This window comes from Phycicoccus ginsengisoli (assembly GCF_054779295.1).
Genome location: NZ_BAAGYN010000010.1, coordinates 93,678 through 112,853 on the forward strand (window position 1 = coordinate 93,678; position 19,176 = coordinate 112,853).

Annotated in this window: 18 protein-coding genes and 1 riboswitch; of the genes, 12 read left to right on the forward strand and 6 right to left on the reverse strand. The window is 72.8% G+C overall.

The annotated features are described in order from the left end of the window. The first annotated feature begins 66 nt into the window (after positions 1-66). The 10 genes from ACYVDO_RS16265 (at position 67) to ACYVDO_RS16310 (ending at position 11,532) form a co-directional block, all read left to right on the forward strand. Positions 67-885, forward strand: a complete 819-nt coding sequence (locus tag ACYVDO_RS16265) for a sugar isomerase domain-containing protein (protein ID WP_460937793.1) — start codon at positions 67-69, stop codon at positions 883-885. Continuing rightward, positions 882-1,832 carry an N-acetylglucosamine kinase gene (locus ACYVDO_RS16270; protein ID WP_460937795.1) on the forward strand — a complete coding sequence of 317 codons (951 nt, stop codon included), beginning with the start codon at positions 882-884 and terminating at the stop codon, positions 1,830-1,832. The genes ACYVDO_RS16265 and ACYVDO_RS16270 overlap by 4 nt, the downstream gene beginning before the upstream one ends. Positions 1,833-2,155: 323 nt before the next feature. After that, complete coding sequence (locus ACYVDO_RS16275; RefSeq protein WP_460937797.1) at positions 2,156-2,764, forward strand: helix-turn-helix domain-containing protein; 609 nt, start codon at positions 2,156-2,158, stop codon at positions 2,762-2,764. Between the two features lie 120 nt (positions 2,765-2,884). Further along, positions 2,885-3,154 (forward strand): 30S ribosomal protein S15, encoded by a 270-nt coding sequence (gene rpsO, locus ACYVDO_RS16280; RefSeq protein ID WP_460937799.1) that lies wholly within the window; start codon positions 2,885-2,887, stop codon positions 3,152-3,154. A gap of 132 nt (positions 3,155-3,286) precedes the next feature. Continuing rightward, entirely contained in the window at positions 3,287-5,764 is a 2,478-nt protein-coding gene (locus tag ACYVDO_RS16285; protein WP_460937801.1) for a polyribonucleotide nucleotidyltransferase, read from the forward strand. A gap of 111 nt (positions 5,765-5,875) precedes the next feature. Continuing rightward, on the forward strand, positions 5,876-7,099 hold the full coding sequence (locus tag ACYVDO_RS16290) for an NAD(P)/FAD-dependent oxidoreductase (RefSeq protein WP_460937803.1): 1,224 nt from the start codon (positions 5,876-5,878) through the stop codon (positions 7,097-7,099). A 149-nt stretch (positions 7,100-7,248) separates the two neighbouring features. Beyond that, the gene (locus ACYVDO_RS16295) at positions 7,249-9,798 is read left to right on the forward strand and encodes an ExeM/NucH family extracellular endonuclease (RefSeq protein WP_460937805.1); all 2,550 of its coding nucleotides are present in this window, start codon (positions 7,249-7,251) and stop codon (positions 9,796-9,798) included. A gap of 164 nt (positions 9,799-9,962) precedes the next feature. After that, positions 9,963-10,730 carry a 4-hydroxy-tetrahydrodipicolinate reductase gene (gene dapB, locus ACYVDO_RS16300; protein ID WP_460937807.1) on the forward strand — a complete coding sequence of 256 codons (768 nt, stop codon included), beginning with the start codon at positions 9,963-9,965 and terminating at the stop codon, positions 10,728-10,730. Further along, entirely contained in the window at positions 10,731-11,078 is a 348-nt protein-coding gene (locus ACYVDO_RS16305; protein WP_460937809.1) for a hypothetical protein, read from the forward strand. Positions 11,079-11,163: 85 nt separating this feature from the next. Continuing rightward, entirely contained in the window at positions 11,164-11,532 is a 369-nt protein-coding gene (locus ACYVDO_RS16310; protein WP_460937811.1) for a VOC family protein, read from the forward strand. A gap of 167 nt (positions 11,533-11,699) precedes the next feature. Here ACYVDO_RS16310 and ACYVDO_RS16315 read toward each other — a convergent pair whose 3' ends face one another. Genes ACYVDO_RS16315 through ACYVDO_RS16335 form a run of 5 tightly spaced genes read right to left on the reverse strand, consistent with a single transcriptional unit; the run spans position 11,700 to position 14,623 of the window. Beyond that, positions 11,700-12,014 carry an AzlD domain-containing protein gene (locus ACYVDO_RS16315; RefSeq protein WP_460937814.1) on the reverse strand — a complete coding sequence of 105 codons (315 nt, stop codon included), beginning with the start codon at positions 12,012-12,014 and terminating at the stop codon, positions 11,700-11,702. Further along, positions 12,011-12,745 carry an AzlC family ABC transporter permease gene (locus ACYVDO_RS16320; RefSeq protein WP_460937816.1) on the reverse strand — a complete coding sequence of 245 codons (735 nt, stop codon included), beginning with the start codon at positions 12,743-12,745 and terminating at the stop codon, positions 12,011-12,013. The genes ACYVDO_RS16315 and ACYVDO_RS16320 overlap by 4 nt, the downstream gene beginning before the upstream one ends. Then, positions 12,742-13,320, reverse strand: coding sequence for a GNAT family N-acetyltransferase (locus tag ACYVDO_RS16325; RefSeq protein ID WP_460937818.1), 579 nt, complete (start codon positions 13,318-13,320; stop codon positions 12,742-12,744). Before ACYVDO_RS16325 ends, ACYVDO_RS16320 begins: the two co-directional genes overlap by 4 nt. A gap of 29 nt (positions 13,321-13,349) precedes the next feature. Then, positions 13,350-13,817, reverse strand: coding sequence for a dihydrofolate reductase (locus ACYVDO_RS16330; RefSeq protein ID WP_460937820.1), 468 nt, complete (start codon positions 13,815-13,817; stop codon positions 13,350-13,352). Further along, on the reverse strand, positions 13,814-14,623 hold the full coding sequence (locus ACYVDO_RS16335; protein ID WP_460937822.1) for a thymidylate synthase: 810 nt from the start codon (positions 14,621-14,623) through the stop codon (positions 13,814-13,816). The genes ACYVDO_RS16330 and ACYVDO_RS16335 overlap by 4 nt, the downstream gene beginning before the upstream one ends. Positions 14,624-14,739: 116 nt before the next feature. On the opposite strand from ACYVDO_RS16335, the gene dapA reads away from it, so the two are divergent. Together dapA and ACYVDO_RS16345 are read left to right on the forward strand one after the other, a co-directional pair. Beyond that, the gene (gene dapA, locus ACYVDO_RS16340) at positions 14,740-15,630 is read left to right on the forward strand and encodes a 4-hydroxy-tetrahydrodipicolinate synthase (RefSeq protein ID WP_460937824.1); all 891 of its coding nucleotides are present in this window, start codon (positions 14,740-14,742) and stop codon (positions 15,628-15,630) included. Further along, a complete protein-coding gene (locus ACYVDO_RS16345; RefSeq protein ID WP_460937826.1) occupies positions 15,627-17,312 on the forward strand; it encodes a ribonuclease J in 1,686 nt (561 codons plus the stop codon). Before dapA ends, ACYVDO_RS16345 begins: the two co-directional genes overlap by 4 nt. 181 nt (positions 17,313-17,493) lie before the next feature. Here ACYVDO_RS16345 and ACYVDO_RS16350 read toward each other — a convergent pair whose 3' ends face one another. Further along, on the reverse strand, positions 17,494-18,930 hold the full coding sequence (locus ACYVDO_RS16350) for an aminotransferase class V-fold PLP-dependent enzyme (protein WP_460937828.1): 1,437 nt from the start codon (positions 18,928-18,930) through the stop codon (positions 17,494-17,496). A gap of 41 nt (positions 18,931-18,971) precedes the next feature. Then, positions 18,972-19,084: riboswitch (SAM riboswitch) on the reverse strand. Positions 19,085-19,176: the final 92 nt, after the last annotated feature.

Genomic DNA, 19,176 nt, shown 5'->3' on the forward strand with positions numbered 1-19,176 from the left:
GGCCCCCGGCCCGACTAAGCCACCCCGAGCACCGCACGCTGAGCACCCCACCGAGAGGAAACCTCCATGGCACCGACCCTCGAACCCGTCGCAGCTTCCGTCCCGACCGGCCGTGAGCTGAGCGGCGCGGCATACGCGGCCGTCGCGGCCGAGGCGATCCAGGCGGTGGCGACGTCGCAGGCGGAGGGGATCGCCGCGGCGGCCGACCTCATGGCCGACTGCGTCGCCGGCAACGGCGTCCTGCAGGCGTTCGGCACGGGTCACTCCGAGGCGTTCGCGATGGAGATCGCGGGGCGCGCCGGCGGGTTCATCCCCACGAACCGGCTGGCCCTGCGTGATGCGGTGGCGGCTGCCGGCGCGGACGGCGCGGACGACGCGGCCGGCGACCCGGAGCGGGCCGGACTGCTGGAGCGCGAGCCCTCGCTCGCGCGGTACATCTACGACCTGGCCCTCGACGCCCAGCCGCAGGACGTCTTCCTGATCGCCTCGAACTCCGGTGGCAACGGCAGCATCGTCGAGTTCGCGCGCCTGGTGAAGGAGAAGGGGCACCCGCTCATCGCGGTCACGTCGCTCGCGCACACGACGCAGGTGACCTCGCGGCACCCGAGCGGGCTGCGGCTCTACGAGGTGGCGGACATCGTGCTCGACAACGGCGCGCCGTACGGCGACGCGGTGCTGCCGCTGCCCGGTGGCGGGACGGCCTGCGGCCTGTCGTCGATCACGGCGGCGCTGCTGGCTCAGATGATGGTGGCCGAGACGCTGGCGCGGCTCGTGGCCAGGGGTGAGACCCCGCCCGTCTACCTGTCGGCGAACATCCCCGAGGGGGACGAGCACAACAACGCGCTCGAGGCGCGGTACGCCGGTCGCCTCCGTCGCCTGCTGTGACCCTCGTCGCCGGCATGGACGTCGGGGGGACCAGCAGCCGCGCCCTCGTCGCCGACCTCCACGGGAACGTCCTGGGCACCGGGCTCGCCGGGGGCGGCAACCCGGTCGCGCGCGGGGTCGGCCCGGCCATGGCCGCGATCCGGTCCGCCCTCGAGCAGGCGCTCGAGGGGGTGGACCGGTCGCTCGTGCGGGGCAACGTCATCGGGGCGGCCGGCTTCGGCTCGGAGACGGGCGCGCACGAGGCGCTCGCGCAGGTGTGGCACGAGCTGGGGCTGCCCGGGGGGCCGGTCCTCATCGGCGACATCGACGTGGCGTTCGCGTCGGGGACGCCCGAGCCGGACGGGTCGGTGCTGATCAGCGGGACCGGTGCGATCGCGGGGGAGTTCGTCGGCGGCCGCGCGGGACGGGTGGCCGACGGGTTGGGTTGGCTGCTCGGCGACCACGGCTCGGGGTTCTGGATCGGCCGGGCGGCGGTGCGGCACGCCTGCGCGCCGGTCCCGAGCCCGGGCGACCCGCTGGCGGAGGCGGTCGCCCAGCACCTCACCGGCCGCGCGGAGGTGGACCGCCAGGCCGTCGTCGGCGCCGCGTATGCCGTGGAGCCGGTCCGCATCTCCGAGTTGGCCCGCGTCGTGGTCGAGTGCGCCGAGGCCGGGTCGGCGGCGGCGACGGGGATCCTCGTGGCGGCGGCGGACGAGCTCGTCGCCACGTTGGGGCAGGTGCGCGACGCGGGCGACGAGGGCGTCGTCGTGCTCGGGGGCGGCATGCTCGGCACGCCGCGCCTGCACTCGCTCGTGGAGGACAGGATTGCCGAGCGGTGGCCGGGCGCCCGGATGACTCGCTGCGGCTCGGGTGTCGGGGGCGCGGCCTGGCTCGCGGCCCGCGGCCTCGGCGTGCAGCTCCCTGCGGACCTGCACGCCACCCTCACCGGCGCACTGCCCGCGCCCTGACCCGACCCCGACCTGACGGTGGGCCACCCCTGGGCCTGCGGGCGGCCAAACCCACCTGCCGACGGGTGTTGCGCGTGCTACGTCCCTGATCCGCACTGTGGTCAGTGACGTAGCACGGATCCGGATCGATGTGTCACCTGCTACGTCCCTGATCCGCACTGTGGTCAGTGACGTAGCAGCAGCGAAGCACCTCAGGTCCCTCGTGCCGGCGCCGACCCTGCGCGCCCCACCGCCGACCGGCTGTCCGAGCCCCCTGCCACAGTGTCGTCGACGCGGGGGAGCGCCCCCGTGACGACGCAGCGAAACAGGACGCAGGGGGAACCATGAGCGACTTCGACCTCTCGGGGACGGTGGCGACGGCCCGTCGCCGGGCCGACCTCAGCCAGCGAGACCTCGCGGCCCTCACCGGCATCCCCCAGTCCACCGTCGCTGCGGCCGAGTCGGGAGCGCGCTCACTCCAGGTGGCGAGCCTGGTGCGCCTGCTCGACGCCGCAGGCCTGCGCCTTGCGGTCCTCGACGCGGAGGGGAACGAGATGCTGCCCTTCGACAGCAGGGCCGCCCGGGACAACGCCGGCCGCCGGTTCCCGGCACACCTCGACGCTGCCCACCCCGACGAGGTCGACCCCTACGTGAGCCGCCCCCGTTACGACCGCCCGACTGCCCGGCGCAAGGCGGGGTTCGAGTGGCGCCGGGCGCGCGACGTGCGGCGCGAGCGCCTGGGCCGGACCCCGGGGCGGCACGTCACGGCCGGTGAGGTCGAGCTCCGCCGGCTCGACCGGCGCTACGGGCGCCAGCCGGCATACTGGGCCCGGCGAGAGGCGTTCGTGCGCGAGCTGGGCGTCCCCGCGGACGTGGCCAGGGCCACCGACCCGACCCCCGACGGCTGGGACCAGGCGCGCGGGGCGGCTCGGCGCGTGGACCTCACCGATTAGGGACCCCATCGGCCCGCTGGTAGCCTGAGCACTGCCGTAGAACGGCCGCGGATCGAGAGAGCCCGGTGGATCAAGCCCCGGCGCACCGCGCAACAACCCTGAGAAGGAGAGTGTCGCCCCATGTCGTTGGAAGCCGACGTCAAGAAGAAGATCATGGCCGAGTACGCCACCGCCGAGGGCGACACCGGCTCGCCGGAGGTCCAGATCGCCCTGCTCACGCAGCGCATCAAAGACCTCACCGAGCACTCGCGGACGCACAAGCACGACCACCACAGCCGCCGCGGGCTCCTCCTCCTCGTGGGCCGTCGCCGCCGCCTCCTGCGTTACCTGGAGAGCGTCGACATCGAGCGCTACCGCTCGCTGATCAAGCGCCTCGGCCTGCGCCGATAAGCATCCGACTGGGACGGCCTCCGCACGGGGGCCGTCCTTTTCGCATGGACAACTGAATACGGGAACCACAGAAGGAAGCCCGCGCACAACGACGATGCGCGAGGTTCGTTGAGAGAACAGAACGGAGGGCCCATGGAGGGTCCAGAGATCACTGTCGCCGAAGCCACGATCGACAACGGCAAGTTCGGCACCCGCACGGTCCGGTTCGAGACCGGACGACTGGCCAAGCAGGCCGGCGGCGCCGTCGCCGCGTACCTGGACGAGGACACGATGCTCCTCTCCACCACCACCGCCGGGAAGCACCCGCGCGAGGGTTTCGACTTCTTCCCCCTGACCGTCGACGTCGAGGAGCGGATGTACGCCGCGGGCAAGATCCCCGGCTCGTTCTTCCGTCGTGAGGGTCGCCCGTCGACCGACGCCATCCTCACCTGCCGCCTGATCGACCGGCCGCTGCGCCCGACCTTCACCAAGGGCCTGCGCAACGAGGTCCAGGTCGTCATCACGGTCCTGGCGCTCAACCCCGACCACCAGTACGACGTGCTCGCCATCAACGCGGCCAGCGCCTCGACCCAGATCTCGGGCCTGCCGTTCAGCGGCCCGGTCGGTGGTGTCCGGGTCAGCCTCATCGACGGCCAGTGGGTCGCGTTCCCGAACTTCAGCGACATCGAGCGCTCGACCTTCGACATGGTCGTCGCCGGCCGGATGACCCACGATGGCGACGTCGCCATCATGATGGTCGAGGCCGAGTCCACCGAGTCGACCTGGGACCTCGTGAAGAACGAGGGCAAGCAGGCTCCGACCGAGGAGGTCGTGGCCGAGGGCCTCGAGGCCGCCAAGAAGTTCATCAAGGTCCTCTGCGAGGCGCAGGCCGAGCTGGCGAGCAAGGCTGCCAAGCCCGTCCAGGAGTTCCCGATCTTCCTCGACTACGAGGACGACGTGTACGCCGCGGTCGAGGCCGCCACCTCCGCCGACCTGGCGCAGGCGCTCACCATCGCCGGCAAGCAGGAGCGCGAGGAGCGCATCGACGAGATCAAGGACGCCGTCAAGGGGTCCCTCGCCGGTGAGGGCAAGGAGTTCGAGGGCAGGGAGAAGGAAGTCTCCGCGGCCTACCGCTCCGTGCAGAAGAAGCTCATCCGCCAGCGCATCCTGCGCGACAAGGTCCGCATCGACGGCCGTGGCCTCGCCGACATCCGCGCCCTCGGCGCCGAGGTCGAGGTCCTGCCGCGCGTGCACGGCTCGGCGCTGTTCGAGCGCGGCGAGACCCAGATCATGGGTGTCACCACGCTGAACATGCTGCGCATGGAGCAGCAGCTCGACACCCTCTCCCCGGTGACGCGCAAGCGCTACATGCACAACTACAACTTCCCGCCGTTCTCCACCGGTGAGACCGGTCGCGTGGGCTCGCCCAAGCGCCGCGAGATCGGCCACGGCGCGCTCGCCGAGCGGGCGCTCATGCCCGTGCTGCCGACGCGCGAAGAGTTCCCCTACGCGATCCGCCAGGTGTCCGAGGCCCTCGGCTCCAACGGCTCGACGTCCATGGGCTCGGTCTGCGCCTCCACCCTGTCGCTGCTCAACGCCGGTGTGCCGCTGCGCGCCCCGGTCGCCGGCATCGCGATGGGCCTGATCTCCGAGGAGGTCGACGGTGAGACGCAGTACGCCGCGCTCACCGACATCCTCGGCGCCGAGGACGCGTTCGGCGACATGGACTTCAAGGTCGCCGGCACCCGCGAGTTCGTCACGGCCATCCAGCTCGACACCAAGCTCGACGGCATCCCCGCCTCGGTGCTGGGCGGCGCGCTGACCCAGGCCCGCGACGCCCGCCTGCACATCCTCGACGTCATGAACGAGGCCATCGACACGCCCGACGAGATGAGCCCCTTCGCTCCTCGCGTCATCAGCGTGCAGGTCCCGGTCGACAAGATCGGCGAGGTCATCGGGCCGAAGGGCAAGATGATCAACCAGATCCAGGACGAGACCGGCGCCGACATCTCGATCGAGGACGACGGCACGGTCTACATCGGCGCCACCGACGGTCCGTCGGCGGAGGCGGCTCGCGCCATGGTCAACGCCATCGCGAACCCGCAGATGCCGGAGATCGGCGAGCGCTTCCTCGGGACGGTCGTCAAGACGACGACCTTCGGTGCGTTCATCTCCCTGCTGCCCGGCAAGGACGGCCTGCTGCACATCTCCGAGGTGCGCAAGCTCGTCGGTGGCAAGCGGATCGACGCCGTCGAGGACGTCCTGGCCGTCGGCCAGAAGGTCCAGGTCGAGCTCAAGGAGATCGACCCGCGCGGCAAGCTCTCGCTGGCTGCGGTGCTCCCCGAGGGCCAGGGCGGCGACGCTGCCGCTGCGTCCGATGGTGTGGCCTCCGACGGTGCCGCGTCCGACAGCGCCGCCTCCGAGGCCGCCGCTGCGTCCCACGCAGGGTCCGACGCTGGTTCCGACGACGAGTCCGACGCCGAGGGCGGCGAGGGTCGTTCCGAGGACCGTGGTGAGCGTCGCGAGGGCGGCCGCAGCCGCAACCGCCGTCGTCGCGGTCGTGGCGACTCCGCCGAGGGTGGCGAGGAGCCGGCAGCGGCCCCCGCGACCTCGGAGGACGCCGCGGGCTGACCCCCGCACCATCCGACCAGCGGGCCGGCACACCACATGGTGTGCCGGCCCGCTGGCATGTCGGGTGGTCTCCCCGTTGCCGAGAGCGCGCTCGACCCCAAGGATGGGCCCATGGCTGACGACAGGACGTTCGTGGTGGTGGGTGGCGGCCTCGCAGGCGCCAAGTCGGTGGAGGAGCTGCGCGGGCGCGGCTTCGAGGGTCGGGTCGTGCTCATCGCCGGTGAGCCGCACCTGCCCTACGAGCGGCCGCCGCTGTCCAAGGACTACCTCAAGACCGGTGAGGGCCTCGACGACGCGTTCGTCCACGACGAGGACTGGTATGCCGGTCACGACGTGCAGGTGCGCACCGGCACCCGGGTGAGCGCGATCGACCGCGACGCCCACGAGGTCGAGCTCGACGGGGGCGAGCGGCTCGGGTACGAGCGGCTCCTGCTCGCCACCGGCAGCAGCCCGCGCCACCTCGACCTGCCCGGGGTCGACCTCGACGGAGTCCTCACCCTGCGCACCATCGAGGACAGTGACCGGCTGCGCGCCGAGCTCAGGCAGGGCCGCCGGGTCGTGCTCGTCGGCGGCGGCTGGATCGGGCTCGAGGTCGCCTCGGCGGCCCGGGAGGCCGGGGCGGAGGTGACCGTCCTGGAGGCGCTGGACCTGCCGCTCGTGCGGGTGCTGGGCCAGCGCATCGCCCACGTCTTCGCCGACCTGCACCGCGACCACGGTGTCGACCTGCGCACCGGCGTCACCGTCGACGCGATCCTCGGCGACGGCGGACGCGTGAGCGGCGTGCGGCTCGGCGACGGCAGCGTCGTCGACGCGGACGTGGTGGTCGTCGGGGTGGGCGCGGCCCCGAACGTCGGGCTCGCGCAGCAGGCCGGCCTCGCCGTGGACAACGGCGTCACGGCCGACGCGGTGGGACGCACGAGCGACCCGGACATCTTCGTCGTCGGTGACGTCGCCAACGTCGAGCACCCGTTCCTCGGCCGGCGCGTGCGGGTCGAGCACTGGGCGAACGCGCTCAACCAGCCCCAGGTCGTCGTCGCCGCGATGCTCGACCAGGACGGCCCCGAGCCCGAGCTGCCGTTCTTCTTCAGCGACCAGTACGACCTCGGTCTGGAGTACCGGGGGCTGGGGGACCCGGGCGACGACGTGGTGGTGCGGGGCGACCTGCCGGGGCGGGAGTTCCTCGCCTTCTGGCTCCACGACGGCGTGGTCACCGCCGGGATGAACGTCAACGTGTGGGACGTCGGCGACGCGGTGGAGGCGCTGATCCGTTCGAGGAAGGCCGTGGACCCCGACCGCCTCGCGGACCCGGCGGTCGCGCTCGAAAACCTGACCTGACCTTTACCTTTCCTCCTCTTCCCGGACGTTCCGCGTTCGCCGTCCGCGTGGTTCGATGCCCCTTCCGGCCCGGACCACCGTCCTCGGCCGTCCGTGTGGGCTTCTGGAGGAGTGCTGTGCGCGTACATCGCAGGCAAGTGTGGGGAGCGGTGGGGGCAGCAGCCCTCGCCGCAGGGGTCGTGACGACGGCCGGGACGAGCGCCCAGGCGGCGCCGTCCCCGTCGGCGGCCGTCGTCGTCAACGAGGTCTACGGAGGTGGCGGCAACGGAGGAGCCGCCTTCAACCGTGACTTCATCGAGCTGGTCAACAAGACCTCGGCGCCCGTCTCGCTGAAGGGCTGGTCCGTCCAGTACGCCTCGGCGAGCGGCTCGTTCTCCGGCAAGACCGACTTCAGCGACACCGACACCATCCCGGCGGGCGGTCGCCTCCTGGTCGGCGAGGCCTACGGGGCAGACCAGACGCTCCCCGGGATCACCCCGGACGTCAACGGCTCGATCGCGATGAGCGGGAGCACCGGCAAGGTCGCCCTCGTCAGCACCCAGACCCTGCTGACGTCCACCGTCTGCGCACCGGCCAAGGGGGCCGGCTCCTGCTCGAACCTGCCCCAGGTGGTCGACTTCGTCGGCTGGGGCTCGGCGAGCGACTGGGCGGGTTCCGGCGCAGCGCCGGGCACCTCCAACGCGACCTCGGTCTCCCGCAACGCCACCAGCACCAACACGGCCGACAACGCCGCCGACTTCAAGGCGGGTACACCCACGCCAGGAGCCGGGGGGACGCCGCCGCCCGGCACGCCGGTGGAGAAGACCATCGCCGAGGTGCAGGGCACGGGCGACACGTCACCCCTGGTGGGCCAGAACGTCATCCTCAAGGGCGTGGTCACCGCGGCCTACCCGACGGGCGGCTTCCACGGGTTCTTCCTGCAGACGCAGGGCACCGGTCCTGAGCCGGACCCGAGCGGCGCCTCCGACGGCGTCTTCGTCTTCCAGTCCGGCTTCAGCACACCGCTGGACGCCGACGCGGTCGTCGGCAACTACGTGCAGGTGACCGGGAAGGTCAGCGAGTTCAGCGGCCACACCGAGGTCGCCGCGGCAGCCGCCGACATCGTCGACGCGGGACGGGAGTTCAGCCCGGTCCAGCCCCTGACCGTGCCGTGGCCGAAGACCGACGCCGCCCGGGAGTCCCTCGAGGGCATGCTGTTCCAGCCCACGGGCGACTACACCGTCACCAACACGTACAGCACCAACCAGTACGGCGAGGTGGGCCTGGCCGTCGGCGACCACCCGCTCCTGCAGAACACCGAGGTGGCCGCGCCCGGCAGCCCCGAGGCCGCAGCGGTGGTCGCGGACAACGCCGAGCGCAAGGTGACCCTGGACGACGGCTCGTCGAGCAACTTCACGGCGAGCAGCTACAAGGTCTCGGACTGCCACACCCGCCCGGTCCCGTGCCTGCTCAACGGCGACCTCACCCCGGCCTACGTCTCCACGACGAAGCCGGTGCGGGTCGGCGCCCTCGCCACCTTCACCAAGCCGGTGGTCGTCGACTACCGGTACGACCTGTGGCGGTTCCAGCCGACCGAGCAGGTCGTCGGCCCGGACAACGCGGCCTCGCCGGCGTCCTTCGCCGCCACACGCACCGCGGCCCCGGACGCCGGGGACATCAACCAGCGGGGGACGGCCGACCTCAAGGTCGCCTCGTTCAACGTGCTGAACTACTTCACCGACCTCGGCGACCAGGACCCCAGCTGCCAGGCGTACTACGACCGGGACGACAACGGTGACAGCGTGCGCACGGGCTGCGACCAGCGCGGCGCCTGGGACAGCGCGGACCTCGCCCGTCAGACCGAGAAGGAGGTGTCGGCCATCAACGCGCTCGACGCCGACGTCGTGGGGCTGATGGAGATCGAGAACTCGGCGCAGTTCGGCCACGACCGGGACGCGGCGCTCGCCTCCCTCGTGGGCAGCCTGAACGCCAAGGCCGGCGCCGGCACCTGGGCGTTCGTGCCGTCCTCGACGGACCTGCCGCCCCTGGACCAGCAGGACGTCATCACCTCGGCCATGATCTACAAGCCGGCCTCCGTGATGCGGGTCGACCGGTCCCGGGCGCTGGGCGACCAGAGCGGCACGGGCCAGGCGTTCGTCAACGCCCGCGAGCCGATCGCCCAGACCTTCAAGGCGAAGTACGGCAAGGGTGACAAGTTCCTGTTCGTCGTCAACCACTTCAAGTCCAAGGGCTCGCCCGGCCCGTTCCCCGGGGACGAGGACACGGGCGACGGGCAGGGCTCCTCGGTCACCAGCCGCATCCTGCAGGCGCAGGCCCTGCGCGACTGGGTCCCCGGCGTGGCGGCCGAGTACGGCGCCAAGGCCGTCGTCATGGCCGGCGACTACAACTCCTACACCAAGGAGGACCCGCTGGACGTGCTGTACAGGGCCGGCTACACCGACGTCGGCTCGACCTTCGACCCGGGCAGCTACTCGTACTCCTTCAGCGGCCTGTCCGGTTCGCTGGACCACATCCTCGTCAACGACTACGGCCTGAGGATGTCGACGGGCGCGGACCACTGGAACATCAACTCCGGTGAGTCGGTGGCCCTGGAGTACAGCCGGTTCAACTACCACGCGACCGACTTCCACGACGCGAGCCCCTACCGGTCCTCGGACCACGACCCGGTCGTGCTGGGCCTCAAGGCCTTCGTGAAGTAGCGAGAGCCGTTCGTGACCTGGCGAGCGGTACGCCGCGTGCGCGGTACGGCGGGCCCGTCCCCACGGTGGGGGCGGGCCCGTCCATCGTGTGGGGCCGCAGCCGGCGTCCCCCGTGACTCCGGGCCGCACCGTCCGGGCTCGGCGCGCGTCGTTAGGCTGGGCCGGTGAGCGAGACGACGCAGGGCGGCACGACCCGGGTGGCGGTGGTCGGTGCCAACGGCCGAATGGGGAAGCAGGCCTGCCGGGCGGTCGAGGCCGCCGGCGACCTCGAGCTCGTGGGTCGCTACGGCCGGGGCGACGAGCTCGGCGACCTGGGCGGCGCGCAGGTCGTCGTCGACCTGACCGTGCCCGACTCCTCGCCGGACGTGGTCGCCCACTGCGTCGAGCGCGACGTGCACGTCGTCGTCGGCACCACCGGCTGGGACGACGAGCGGCTGGCCACGCTGCGGGAGCAGCTCGCCGACCACCCCGGCGTGGGAGTGCTCATCGCCCCCAACTTCGCCATCGGCGCGATCCTCATGATGCGGTTCGCGGCGCAGGCGGCGCGGTTCTTCGAGTCGGTCGAGGTCGTCGAGCTGCACCACCCGGCCAAGGTCGACGCCCCCTCCGGGACCGCGGCTCGCACCGCCCGCATGATCGCCGAGGCGCGCCGGGAGGCCGGCCTCGGGGACGTGCCGGACGCCACCACGCACGACCCGGACGGTGCGAGGGGGGCGCGCGTCGACGGCATACCGGTGCACTCCGTGCGTCTGCGTGGGCTCGTCGCGCACCAGGAGGTGCTGCTCGGCGGCCCCGGCGAGCTCCTCACGATCCGGCACGACTCCTTCGACCGCGAGTCGTTCATGCCGGGAGTCCTCGCGGGGGTGCGCGCCGTCGCCGCGCACCCCGGGCTCACCGTGGGCCTCGAGCACTACCTCGGCCTGGGGGACTGAGTGCGCGAGCGGGTCACCGCGGTCGTCCTGCTGGTCGTCCTCGTCTTCTACTGCGCGACCATCGGCTGGCGCGGGTTCGCGCTCATCGGCGACGGCCGGCTCGTGCCGGTGCTGCTGGGGCTGGCGGTCGTCCTCGTGCCCGTGGTGGCCCTGCTGGCCATGGTGCCGCTCGTGCGGCTGGCCCGGGACGGGTCGCGGATGCTGGCCGAGGCGCACGCCGGGAACGCCACGCCGCAGGTGGTGCAGGAGCTCGAGCGCGCGGAGGAGTGCCGGGTCGGCAAGGACCGGGCGGGGGAGCAGCGGCACTACCGGGCGGCCGTGCGGGCCTGGCGGGCCCAGCGCCCCTGACGCGGGCGACGGCAGGCGGGTCAGCCCTCGGGCGCGGGCGTCGAGGGGGCGCGCGCAGGTGCCGTCGCGGCATACGGTGGCTGGCATGCACCGCTCGCGCATCGGCCTCGTCCTGATCGACCACGACCCCGAGCACTACGACGCCGGGACCAGGTTCTGGGCGGGGGTCCAGGGCGTGCTGCCCCGCCCCGACGGCGAGTACGCCTCGGTGGGAGAGGTCGGCACGTTGAGCCTTGAGACCCAGCGCCTGCAGCAGGGCCCGTCCCGGATCCACCTCGACATCGAGACCGACGACGTCCCGGCCGAGGTGGCGCGGCTCGAGGCCCTCGGTGCGCGGGTGGTCCAGCGGCACGAGGGCTACGTGGTGATGGCCGACCCGGGCGACCTGCTCTTCTGCGTGGTGCCGGTCCAGACGGGGGACCGGTTCGTCGAGGACGCGCTCGAGTGGCGCTGAGGGCGGTCCGCTCCACGCCGTGAGGGCCGTCCGACCCGCCCGTTCGGTCGGGACCGGGTGGGGTCGGGGGCGATTCGTGGCGGAAGCGGTGCGTACGGCCCGGACGCCGTCGATCCGGGGACGGTTCGTGGCCTAACCGGCACGAACCGCCCAGCGGCCCCGTCCGGTCAGGCCATCCCGGCCAGGCGCAGCAGCGCCGCGGTGAGTGCCGCCAGCACCACGACGACGAGGAAGGGCGCCCGCGCCAGGAGCGCCAGGATCGCGACGCCGACTGCCGCGGCGCGCGCGTCGAGGACCAGGCCGCCGCCCGGCCCGGTGAATGTCTGCACCGCGACCAGCGCGGCCAGCAGGGCCACGGGCAGGGCGGAGGTGACCCGGGCGGTCCGCCGGCCCTCGAGCCAGCGCACCGGCACGACGTGGCCGAGGAGCTTGAGCAGGTATGCCAGCGCGCACCCGAGCAGGACGGCGCCCCACAGGCTCACGGCGCCGCCTCCTCGCCGGCCCAGTGGTGCGGCGGCCGCGGGTCCTGGTGGGCCCGGCGCCAGGCGCCGGCGAGCAGGGCGGTGAGGGCGGCGACGAGGACCGGCACCCCGGCCGGGGCGTGCGGGGCCACGAGCACCGCGACGAGCGCGGCCAGGGCAGCGATCGCGAACGCGTCCCATGACTTCAGCCGCGGCCACAACAGGGCGCAGAAGGCGGCGGCGGCCGCAGCGTCCAGGCCGTAGGTGCGCGGGTCCCCGAGCCGGTCGCCGACGACGGCCCCGACCAGGGTCATGGCGTTCCAACAGACGAACACCCCGGCTCCGGTGGCCCAGAACCCCAGCCGTCCGGCGTCGGCGTCCGGCTGCCCGACCCCGACGGCGGTCGACTCGTCGATGGTGAGGTGGGCGGCCAGCAGGCGACGTGGGCCGCGTGCCCCCAGCAGCTGCGACACCTGCAGGCCGTAGAGCCCGTTGCGGATGCCCAGCAGCGTGGCCGTGGCGACTGCTGCGACGCCACCGGTCGGCGCACTCGCGAGGATGCCGACGAAGGCGAACTGCGACCCGCCCGTGAACATGAGCAGCGAGAGCACCTGGGTCTGCCAGATGCCGAGTCCCGCGGCCACCGACAGCGCGCCGAAGCTGATGCCGTACGCCCCGGTGGCCACCGAGACCGACACCGCCTGCCGCAGCACCTCATGGCGGCGCCCGGCGGCTGGTGCGGCACCGCTCATGCGGGTGGCGGTGGCGTGATGTCGGCGACGAGCCGCACCTCGCGCGCCGTGGCGCCCTCGGCGGAGACGACGCGGTCCCGGAAGGCGCCGTCCGGGTGCAGGCCCGAGGCGACCAGGAACGCGCGCGTGGGCTCGTCGGTGGCCAGCACCCACGTGCTCAGGGCCTCTGCCCCGGCGCCCCGCAGGGTGTCGACCGCCGCGTTCAGCAGGCGCGATCCGTGGCCGCTGCGCCGGGCCTGCGGGTGGACCCCCAGGACGCTGAGCTCACCGGTCTCGGGGGAGGCGTCGGGGTCCTGGCTCGGGCCGATCGAGGCGAAGCCGACCACCTGGTCTCCGGCACACGCGACGAGCAGCCGGTAGACGCCGGCGGGCGGCGCGGCCAGCGAGTGCCGCCAGGCGCTGGCGAAGGCCTGCGGCTGGAAGCCGTCGACGACCTCGGCCGGCAGCACCCCGGCATACGCCTCGCGGAAGACGGTGGCCTGCACGAGCCCGACGGCGGGTGCGTCGCTCTCCCGGGCGGTGCGCACGCTCGCGTCGGCGAGCGGTCCGGGCGGGTGCGAGTGGTCGTGGGCCATGGCCCCCATCCTCCCAGGCCGAGGCTTCCTCAGGCCCGTTCGTAGGTGGCGATGTCGAAGCCGTCCTCGTGCTCGCGGCTCACCTCGCGCCAGTCGGACGTGACCCACTCGGGGAACCAGGCATCGCCCTCGGGGGAGTCCGGGACCTCGGACAGGATCATCCGCTGGGCGAACGGCATCGCCTCGGCGTACACCTGCCCGCCTCCCACGACGAACACCTCGTCGGCCGGCCCGGCCAGGGCGAGCGCGTCGGCGAGCGAGTGGGCGGTCTCGACGTCCGGGTGGGACCACCCCTGCTGGCGGGTGACCACGATGGTGCGGCGGCCGGGCAACGCGCGCCCGATCGAGTCGAAGGTCTTGCGCCCCATCACCATCGGGTGCCCCATGGTGGTGGCCTTGAAGTGCCGCAGGTCCGCCGGCAGGTGCCAAGGCATCCGGCCTTCGCGCCCGATCACGAGGTTGCGGCCGACGGCGGCGAGCAGGGTGACCCGGGTCATACGGCGATCGGTGCCTTGATCGAGGGGTGCGCCTCGTAGCCCACGAGCTCGAAGTCGCCGAGGTCGTAGTCGTCGATCGAGGGGTGCGGGGTGATCCGCATGGTCGGCAGGGGGAGCGGCTCGCGGGTCAGCTGGAGCCGCGCCTGCTCGACGTGGTTGGAGTACAGGTGGGCGTCGCCGAGGGTGTGCACGAACTCGCCCGGCTCGAGGTCGGTGAGCTGCGCGATCACCATCGTGAGCAGGGCGTAGGACGCGATGTTGAACGGGACGCCGAGGAAGACGTCGGCCGAGCGCTGGTAGAGCTGGCACGACAGCCGGGCGCGGCGGCCCTCGGTCGCCGGGGTGACGTAGAACTGGAACATCGTGTGGCACGGCGGCAGCGCCATGTCGTCGACGTCGGCGACGTTCCAGGCGCTCACGATGTGACGCCGGCTGTCGGGGTTCGTGCGGATCGACTCGATCACCTTGGCGATCTGGTCGACATGCCGGCCGTCGGGGGTGGGCCAGGACCGCCACTGGTAGCCGTAGACGGGCCCGAGGTCGCCGTTCTCGTCGGCCCACTCGTCCCAGATCGTGATGCCGCGCTCCTGCAGCCAGCGCACGTTGGAGTCGCCGCGCAGGAACCAGATGAGCTCGCCGATGATCGACTTGAGGTGCAGTTTCTTGGTGGTCAGGACCGGGAAGCCCTCGGCCAGGTCGAACCGCATCTGGTAGCCGAAGACCGAGCGCGTGCCCGTGCCGGTGCGGTCGGACTTGTCCACGCCGGTGGTGAGGACGTGGTCGAGGAGGTCGAGGTACTGCTGCACGGAGGAACGCTAACACCGCGGGGAGAGCGCCAACGGGCGCCCGGATCCGGCCGATCTCGTGTCCCCGGCCACGGCGCGGGGACCGGGCGGCCCCGGCGGGGCGATAGCCTGCAGGCATGAGTACGCAGAGCCCGTTCGGCCGCCTCCTGACGGCCATGGTCACCCCGATGCGCCCGGACGGCAGCCTCGACGAGGAGGGCGCCCGCCGGGTCGCGACCCACCTCGTCGACACCGGTCACGACGGCATCGTCGTCAACGGCACGACGGGGGAGTCGGCCACGCTGACCGACGAGGAGAGCATCGCCGTCGTGCGGATCGTCGCCGAGACGGTGGGGGACCGCGCCCAGGTCGTCGCCGGGGTCGGGTCGAACAACACCGCCCACAGTGTGGAGATGGCGCCCCGCGCCCGGGAGGCCGGAGCGACCGGCCTGCTCCTCGTGAGCCCCTACTACAACAAGCCCACCCAGGCCGGCCTCGTCGCGCACTGCAAGGCCGTCGCCGCCGCCACCGAGCTGCCGGTGATGCTCTACGACATCCCCGGACGCACGGCCACCCCGTTCGAGACCGCCACGCTCCTCGAGCTGGCCCAGGTGCCGACGATCCGCGCCGTCAAGGACGCCAAGGGCAACGCCTTCGCGACGAGCAAGGTCCTCGCCGCCACCGACCTGCTCTACTTCTCCGGCGACGACGCCACCACGCTGCCGTGGCTGGCCCTGGGTGCGGTCGGCACCGTCAGCGTCGTGGGCCACGTGGCCGGGCGCGAGTATGCCGCGATGCTGGCCGCCGTCGACGCCGGAGACCTCGCCGCGGCCCGCTCGGTGCACGCGCGCCTCATCCCCGCCGTCGAGGCGATCATGACGCCCTCGCAGGGCGCGATCATGGCCAAGGCCGCGCTGGTGGAGCTCGGGGTGATCGAGCACGCCACCGTCCGGCTGCCACTGGTCGAGTCGCCACCCGAGCACCTCGAGGCGCTGCGCGCCGGGCTCAAGGAGTCGGGTCTCCTGTGAGCCACCCCCACCCCGAGCTGACCACCCCCGCCCCCCTCGTCGCCGGCGGCGTCCGCATCGTGGCCCTCGGTGGCCTCGGTGAGGTCGGACGCAACATGGCCGTCATCGAGCACGCCGGGCAGCTGCTCGTCATCGACTGCGGCGTGCTGTTCCCCGAGGACCACCACCCGGGCGTCGACCTGATCCTGCCCGACTTCGAGTACATCGAGGACCGGCTCGACGACATCCAGGCGATCGTGCTCACCCACGGCCACGAGGACCACATCGGCGCGGTCCCGTACCTGCTCAAGCGCAAGCCCGACATCCCGCTGGTCGGCTCGATGCTGACGCTGGCGCTGGTCGAGGCCAAGCTCAAGGAGCACCGGATCACGCCGTACACGCTCGGCGTCAAGGAGGGGATGCGCGAGCGGCTCGGGGTCTTCGACTGCGAGTTCGTGGCCGTCAACCACTCGATCCCGGACGCGCTCGCCGTCTTCGTGCGCACCCCGGGCGGGACCATCCTGCACACCGGCGACTTCAAGATGGACCAGCTGCCGCTGGACCGACGGCTCACCGACCTGCGGGCGTTCGCCCGGCTGGGGGAGGAGGGCGTCGACCTGTTCATGACCGACTCGACCAACGCCGAGGTCCCCGGGTTCACGACGCCCGAGCGCGACATCGCCCCGGCGATCGACAAGGTCTTCCGGCACGCGGAGCGCCGCATCATCGTCGCCTGCTTCTCCTCGCACGTACACCGGGTGCAGCAGGTCCTCGACGCGGCCGAGAAGTCGGGTCGCAAGGTGGCGATGGTCGGGCGTTCGATGGTCCGCAACATGGGGATCGCCGCCGACCTCGGCTACCTGCACGTGCCCGACAACGTGCTCGTCGACATCAAGAAGCTCAACGACCTGCCCGACGACCGGGTGGTGCTCGTCTGCACCGGGTCGCAGGGGGAGCCGATGGCGGCCCTGTCCCGCATGGCCAACCGCGACCACCGGATCGACGTCGGCGTCGGCGACACGGTGCTCCTCGCGTCGTCGCTCATCCCGGGCAACGAGAACGCCGTCTACCGGGTCATCAACGGCCTCATGCGCCTCGGGGCGAACGTCGTGCACAAGGGCAACGCCAAGGTGCACGTCTCGGGCCACGCCAGCGCCGGTGAGCTGCTCTACTGCTACAACATCGTCAAGCCCCGCAACGTCATGCCGGTGCACGGCGAGTGGCGTCACCTCGTCGCCAACGCCGCCCTCGCCGAGCAGACCGGCGTCGACCGCGACCACATCGTCGTGGCCGAGGACGGCGTCGTGGTCGACCTCGTCGACGGCCGGGCCCGGATCGTGGGATCGGTCCCGTGCGGCTACGTCTACGTCGACGGCTCGTCGGTGGGCGAGTTCGACGAGGCGCTGCTCAAGGACCGGCGCATCCTGCGGGACGAGGGCTTCATCTCGGTGATCGTCGTGATGGACGCCGCGACGGGCAAGGTCGCGGCGGGGCCGGAGATCCAGGCCCGCGGCTTCGCCGAGGACGACGAGATCTTCAAGCAGGTGCGGCCCAAGATCGAGCAGGCGCTGGCGGACGCGACCGGCAACGGCGTGACCGACTCCTACCAGCTCGAGCAGGTCGTGCGTCGTGCGGTCGGCGGCTGGGTCGGCGGCAAGATCCGCCGCCGCCCGATGATCATCCCGGTCGTCATCCAGGCCTGACGCCCCCTCGCACTAGGCGCACCCACGGGAGCACCCGGCATACCCGCCCCGGCTCCCCGGCCTCGCCGCGCCCGCAAAACAACGGTTGCTCGACATAGGTCGCCTCAACATCCCGCGTGTTGTCGAGCAACCGTTGTTTTGCGGGTGCTCGGCGGGGCGCCGGGGGTATGCCGGCGGGCGGCTACCAGGGGCGGGCGAGGTCGAGCGCGCGCGGGTCCTCGACGGGGGCCCAGCCCGAGGCGCCGTGGACGTACTCGGCGGCCGGACCGTTCGCGGCCAGGTCAGCGACGGCGGCGAGCAGCCGCTCGACGTGCGCGGCCGTCGTCGCGAGGCCGACGCTCGCCCGCACCGCGGTCGTCGGCGCGTCCTCGTCGACGTCGTCGAGCAGGGCGTCGACGCACAGGTGGGCGCAGAACTTGCCGTCCCGCACCCCGATGCCGTGCTCGGCCGACAGGGCCGTGGACACCAGGGCGGGGTCCAGGCCGTCGACGGTGAAGGTCGCCACCGCGACCCGGTCGTGGTCCGGGCCGAAGAGGGAGTAGGTCTGTACGCCGTCGATCGCCGCGAGGCCCTCGAGCAGCCGTCGGCCGAGTGTCGTCTCGTGCGCCTCGACGGCCTCGCGGTGGGTCCGCAGGGCGTGACAGGCAGCGGCCAGGGCGACGGCCCCGATGACGTTCGGGCTCCCCGCCTCGTGCCGGGCCGCGCCGTCCTGCCAGACCACCCCGCGCTCGGTGACGGCCCTGGTGGCGCCCCCGCCTGCGAGGTAGGGGGCGGCCGCGTCCAGCCAGTCCGCGCGACCGGCCAGCACCCCGGTCCCGAAGGGCGCGTACAGCTTGTGTCCCGACAGGACGACCCAGTCGACGTCGAGGTTGGCCAGGTCGACGGAGCGGTGCGGGGCGTACTGGGCGGCGTCGAGGACCACGCGCGCGCCCGCCCGGCGGGCGACCCGGACCAGCTCGGCGACCGGCCAGACCTCGCCGGTGACGTTCGAGGCCCCCGCGAGGACGACGAGCCGGTGACGGCCGGGGTGCTCGCGCAGGGCTGCGCGCAGCAGCACGGCGGCGTCGGCGGCGCTGCCCGGCACCGGCAGGCGGTGCGTGCGCCGGGCCGGCCAGGGCAGCAGGGCCGCGTGGTGCTCGGACTCGAAGACGAAGACGGAGGTGTCCCGCGGCAGGGAGCGTGCCAGGAGGTTGAAGGAGTCGGTGCTGTTGCGGGTGAAGACGACCTCGTCGCCGTCGCGGGCCCCCACGAACGACCCCACCTCCGCCCGGGCCTGCTCGTACCACGAGGACGTCACGCGCGAGGCCCAGCCGTTGCCCCGGTGCACCGAGGAGTAGGTCCGCAGGGCGGTGTCGACGGCCTGCTTGACGCTGACCAGGGCCGGGGTCGAGGCCGCGTGGTCGAAGTTGGCGTAGTCGACGACACCGGTCAGCGTCGGCACGAGCAGCCGCTCCGACACCACCGCCGGCAGTGCGGTCACCTCCCCGAGCAGCCGACCTCCCGCCGGGCGGACGTCCGGCACCGGCCGGAGGTGCTGGCCACGGGCGTGGGCGAGGGGCGCGCTGCGGCGGGTGACGGCGTCCGCGTCACGGTGGGTGTCGGTGGTCGCGATCGACATGCGAGGGCCTCCTGGGTCCGGTGGGGACCCGGCGTTCGCAGGGTCCGCGCTTGCCGGCAGCGGGCGCAGCCGGCCCGGTCGTCACCCGGAGCACCCCACCGCGGAGGAGGGTTGCTGGTCAGCGAGCCGGGGCTTGACGCTGACACTCATGACCTTGGCGTCGACGGTAGCGGTGGCGGCCGGCGGCCGGCCACCGCGGCGGTGACCTTCCCGCGATGCGAGACGCGACGTCCGCTGGTCGGTCGG

Coding starts and splice junctions, on each gene's coding strand:
- ACYVDO_RS16320 (WP_460937816.1), bottom strand. CDS start 12,745: ATGAGCGGTGCCGCACCAGCCGCCGGGCGCCGCCATGAGGTGCTGCGG.
- ACYVDO_RS16275 (WP_460937797.1), top strand. CDS start 2,156: ATGAGCGACTTCGACCTCTCGGGGACGGTGGCGACGGCCCGTCGCCGG.
- ACYVDO_RS16325 (WP_460937818.1), bottom strand. CDS start 13,320: ATGGCCCACGACCACTCGCACCCGCCCGGACCGCTCGCCGACGCGAGC.
- ACYVDO_RS16350 (WP_460937828.1), bottom strand. CDS start 18,930: ATGTCGATCGCGACCACCGACACCCACCGTGACGCGGACGCCGTCACC.
- ACYVDO_RS16310 (WP_460937811.1), top strand. CDS start 11,164: ATGCACCGCTCGCGCATCGGCCTCGTCCTGATCGACCACGACCCCGAG.
- rpsO (WP_460937799.1), top strand. CDS start 2,885: ATGTCGTTGGAAGCCGACGTCAAGAAGAAGATCATGGCCGAGTACGCC.
- ACYVDO_RS16290 (WP_460937803.1), top strand. CDS start 5,876: ATGGCTGACGACAGGACGTTCGTGGTGGTGGGTGGCGGCCTCGCAGGC.
- ACYVDO_RS16330 (WP_460937820.1), bottom strand. CDS start 13,817: ATGACCCGGGTCACCCTGCTCGCCGCCGTCGGCCGCAACCTCGTGATC.
- ACYVDO_RS16265 (WP_460937793.1), top strand. CDS start 67: ATGGCACCGACCCTCGAACCCGTCGCAGCTTCCGTCCCGACCGGCCGT.
- ACYVDO_RS16285 (WP_460937801.1), top strand. CDS start 3,287: ATGGAGGGTCCAGAGATCACTGTCGCCGAAGCCACGATCGACAACGGC.
- dapA (WP_460937824.1), top strand. CDS start 14,740: ATGAGTACGCAGAGCCCGTTCGGCCGCCTCCTGACGGCCATGGTCACC.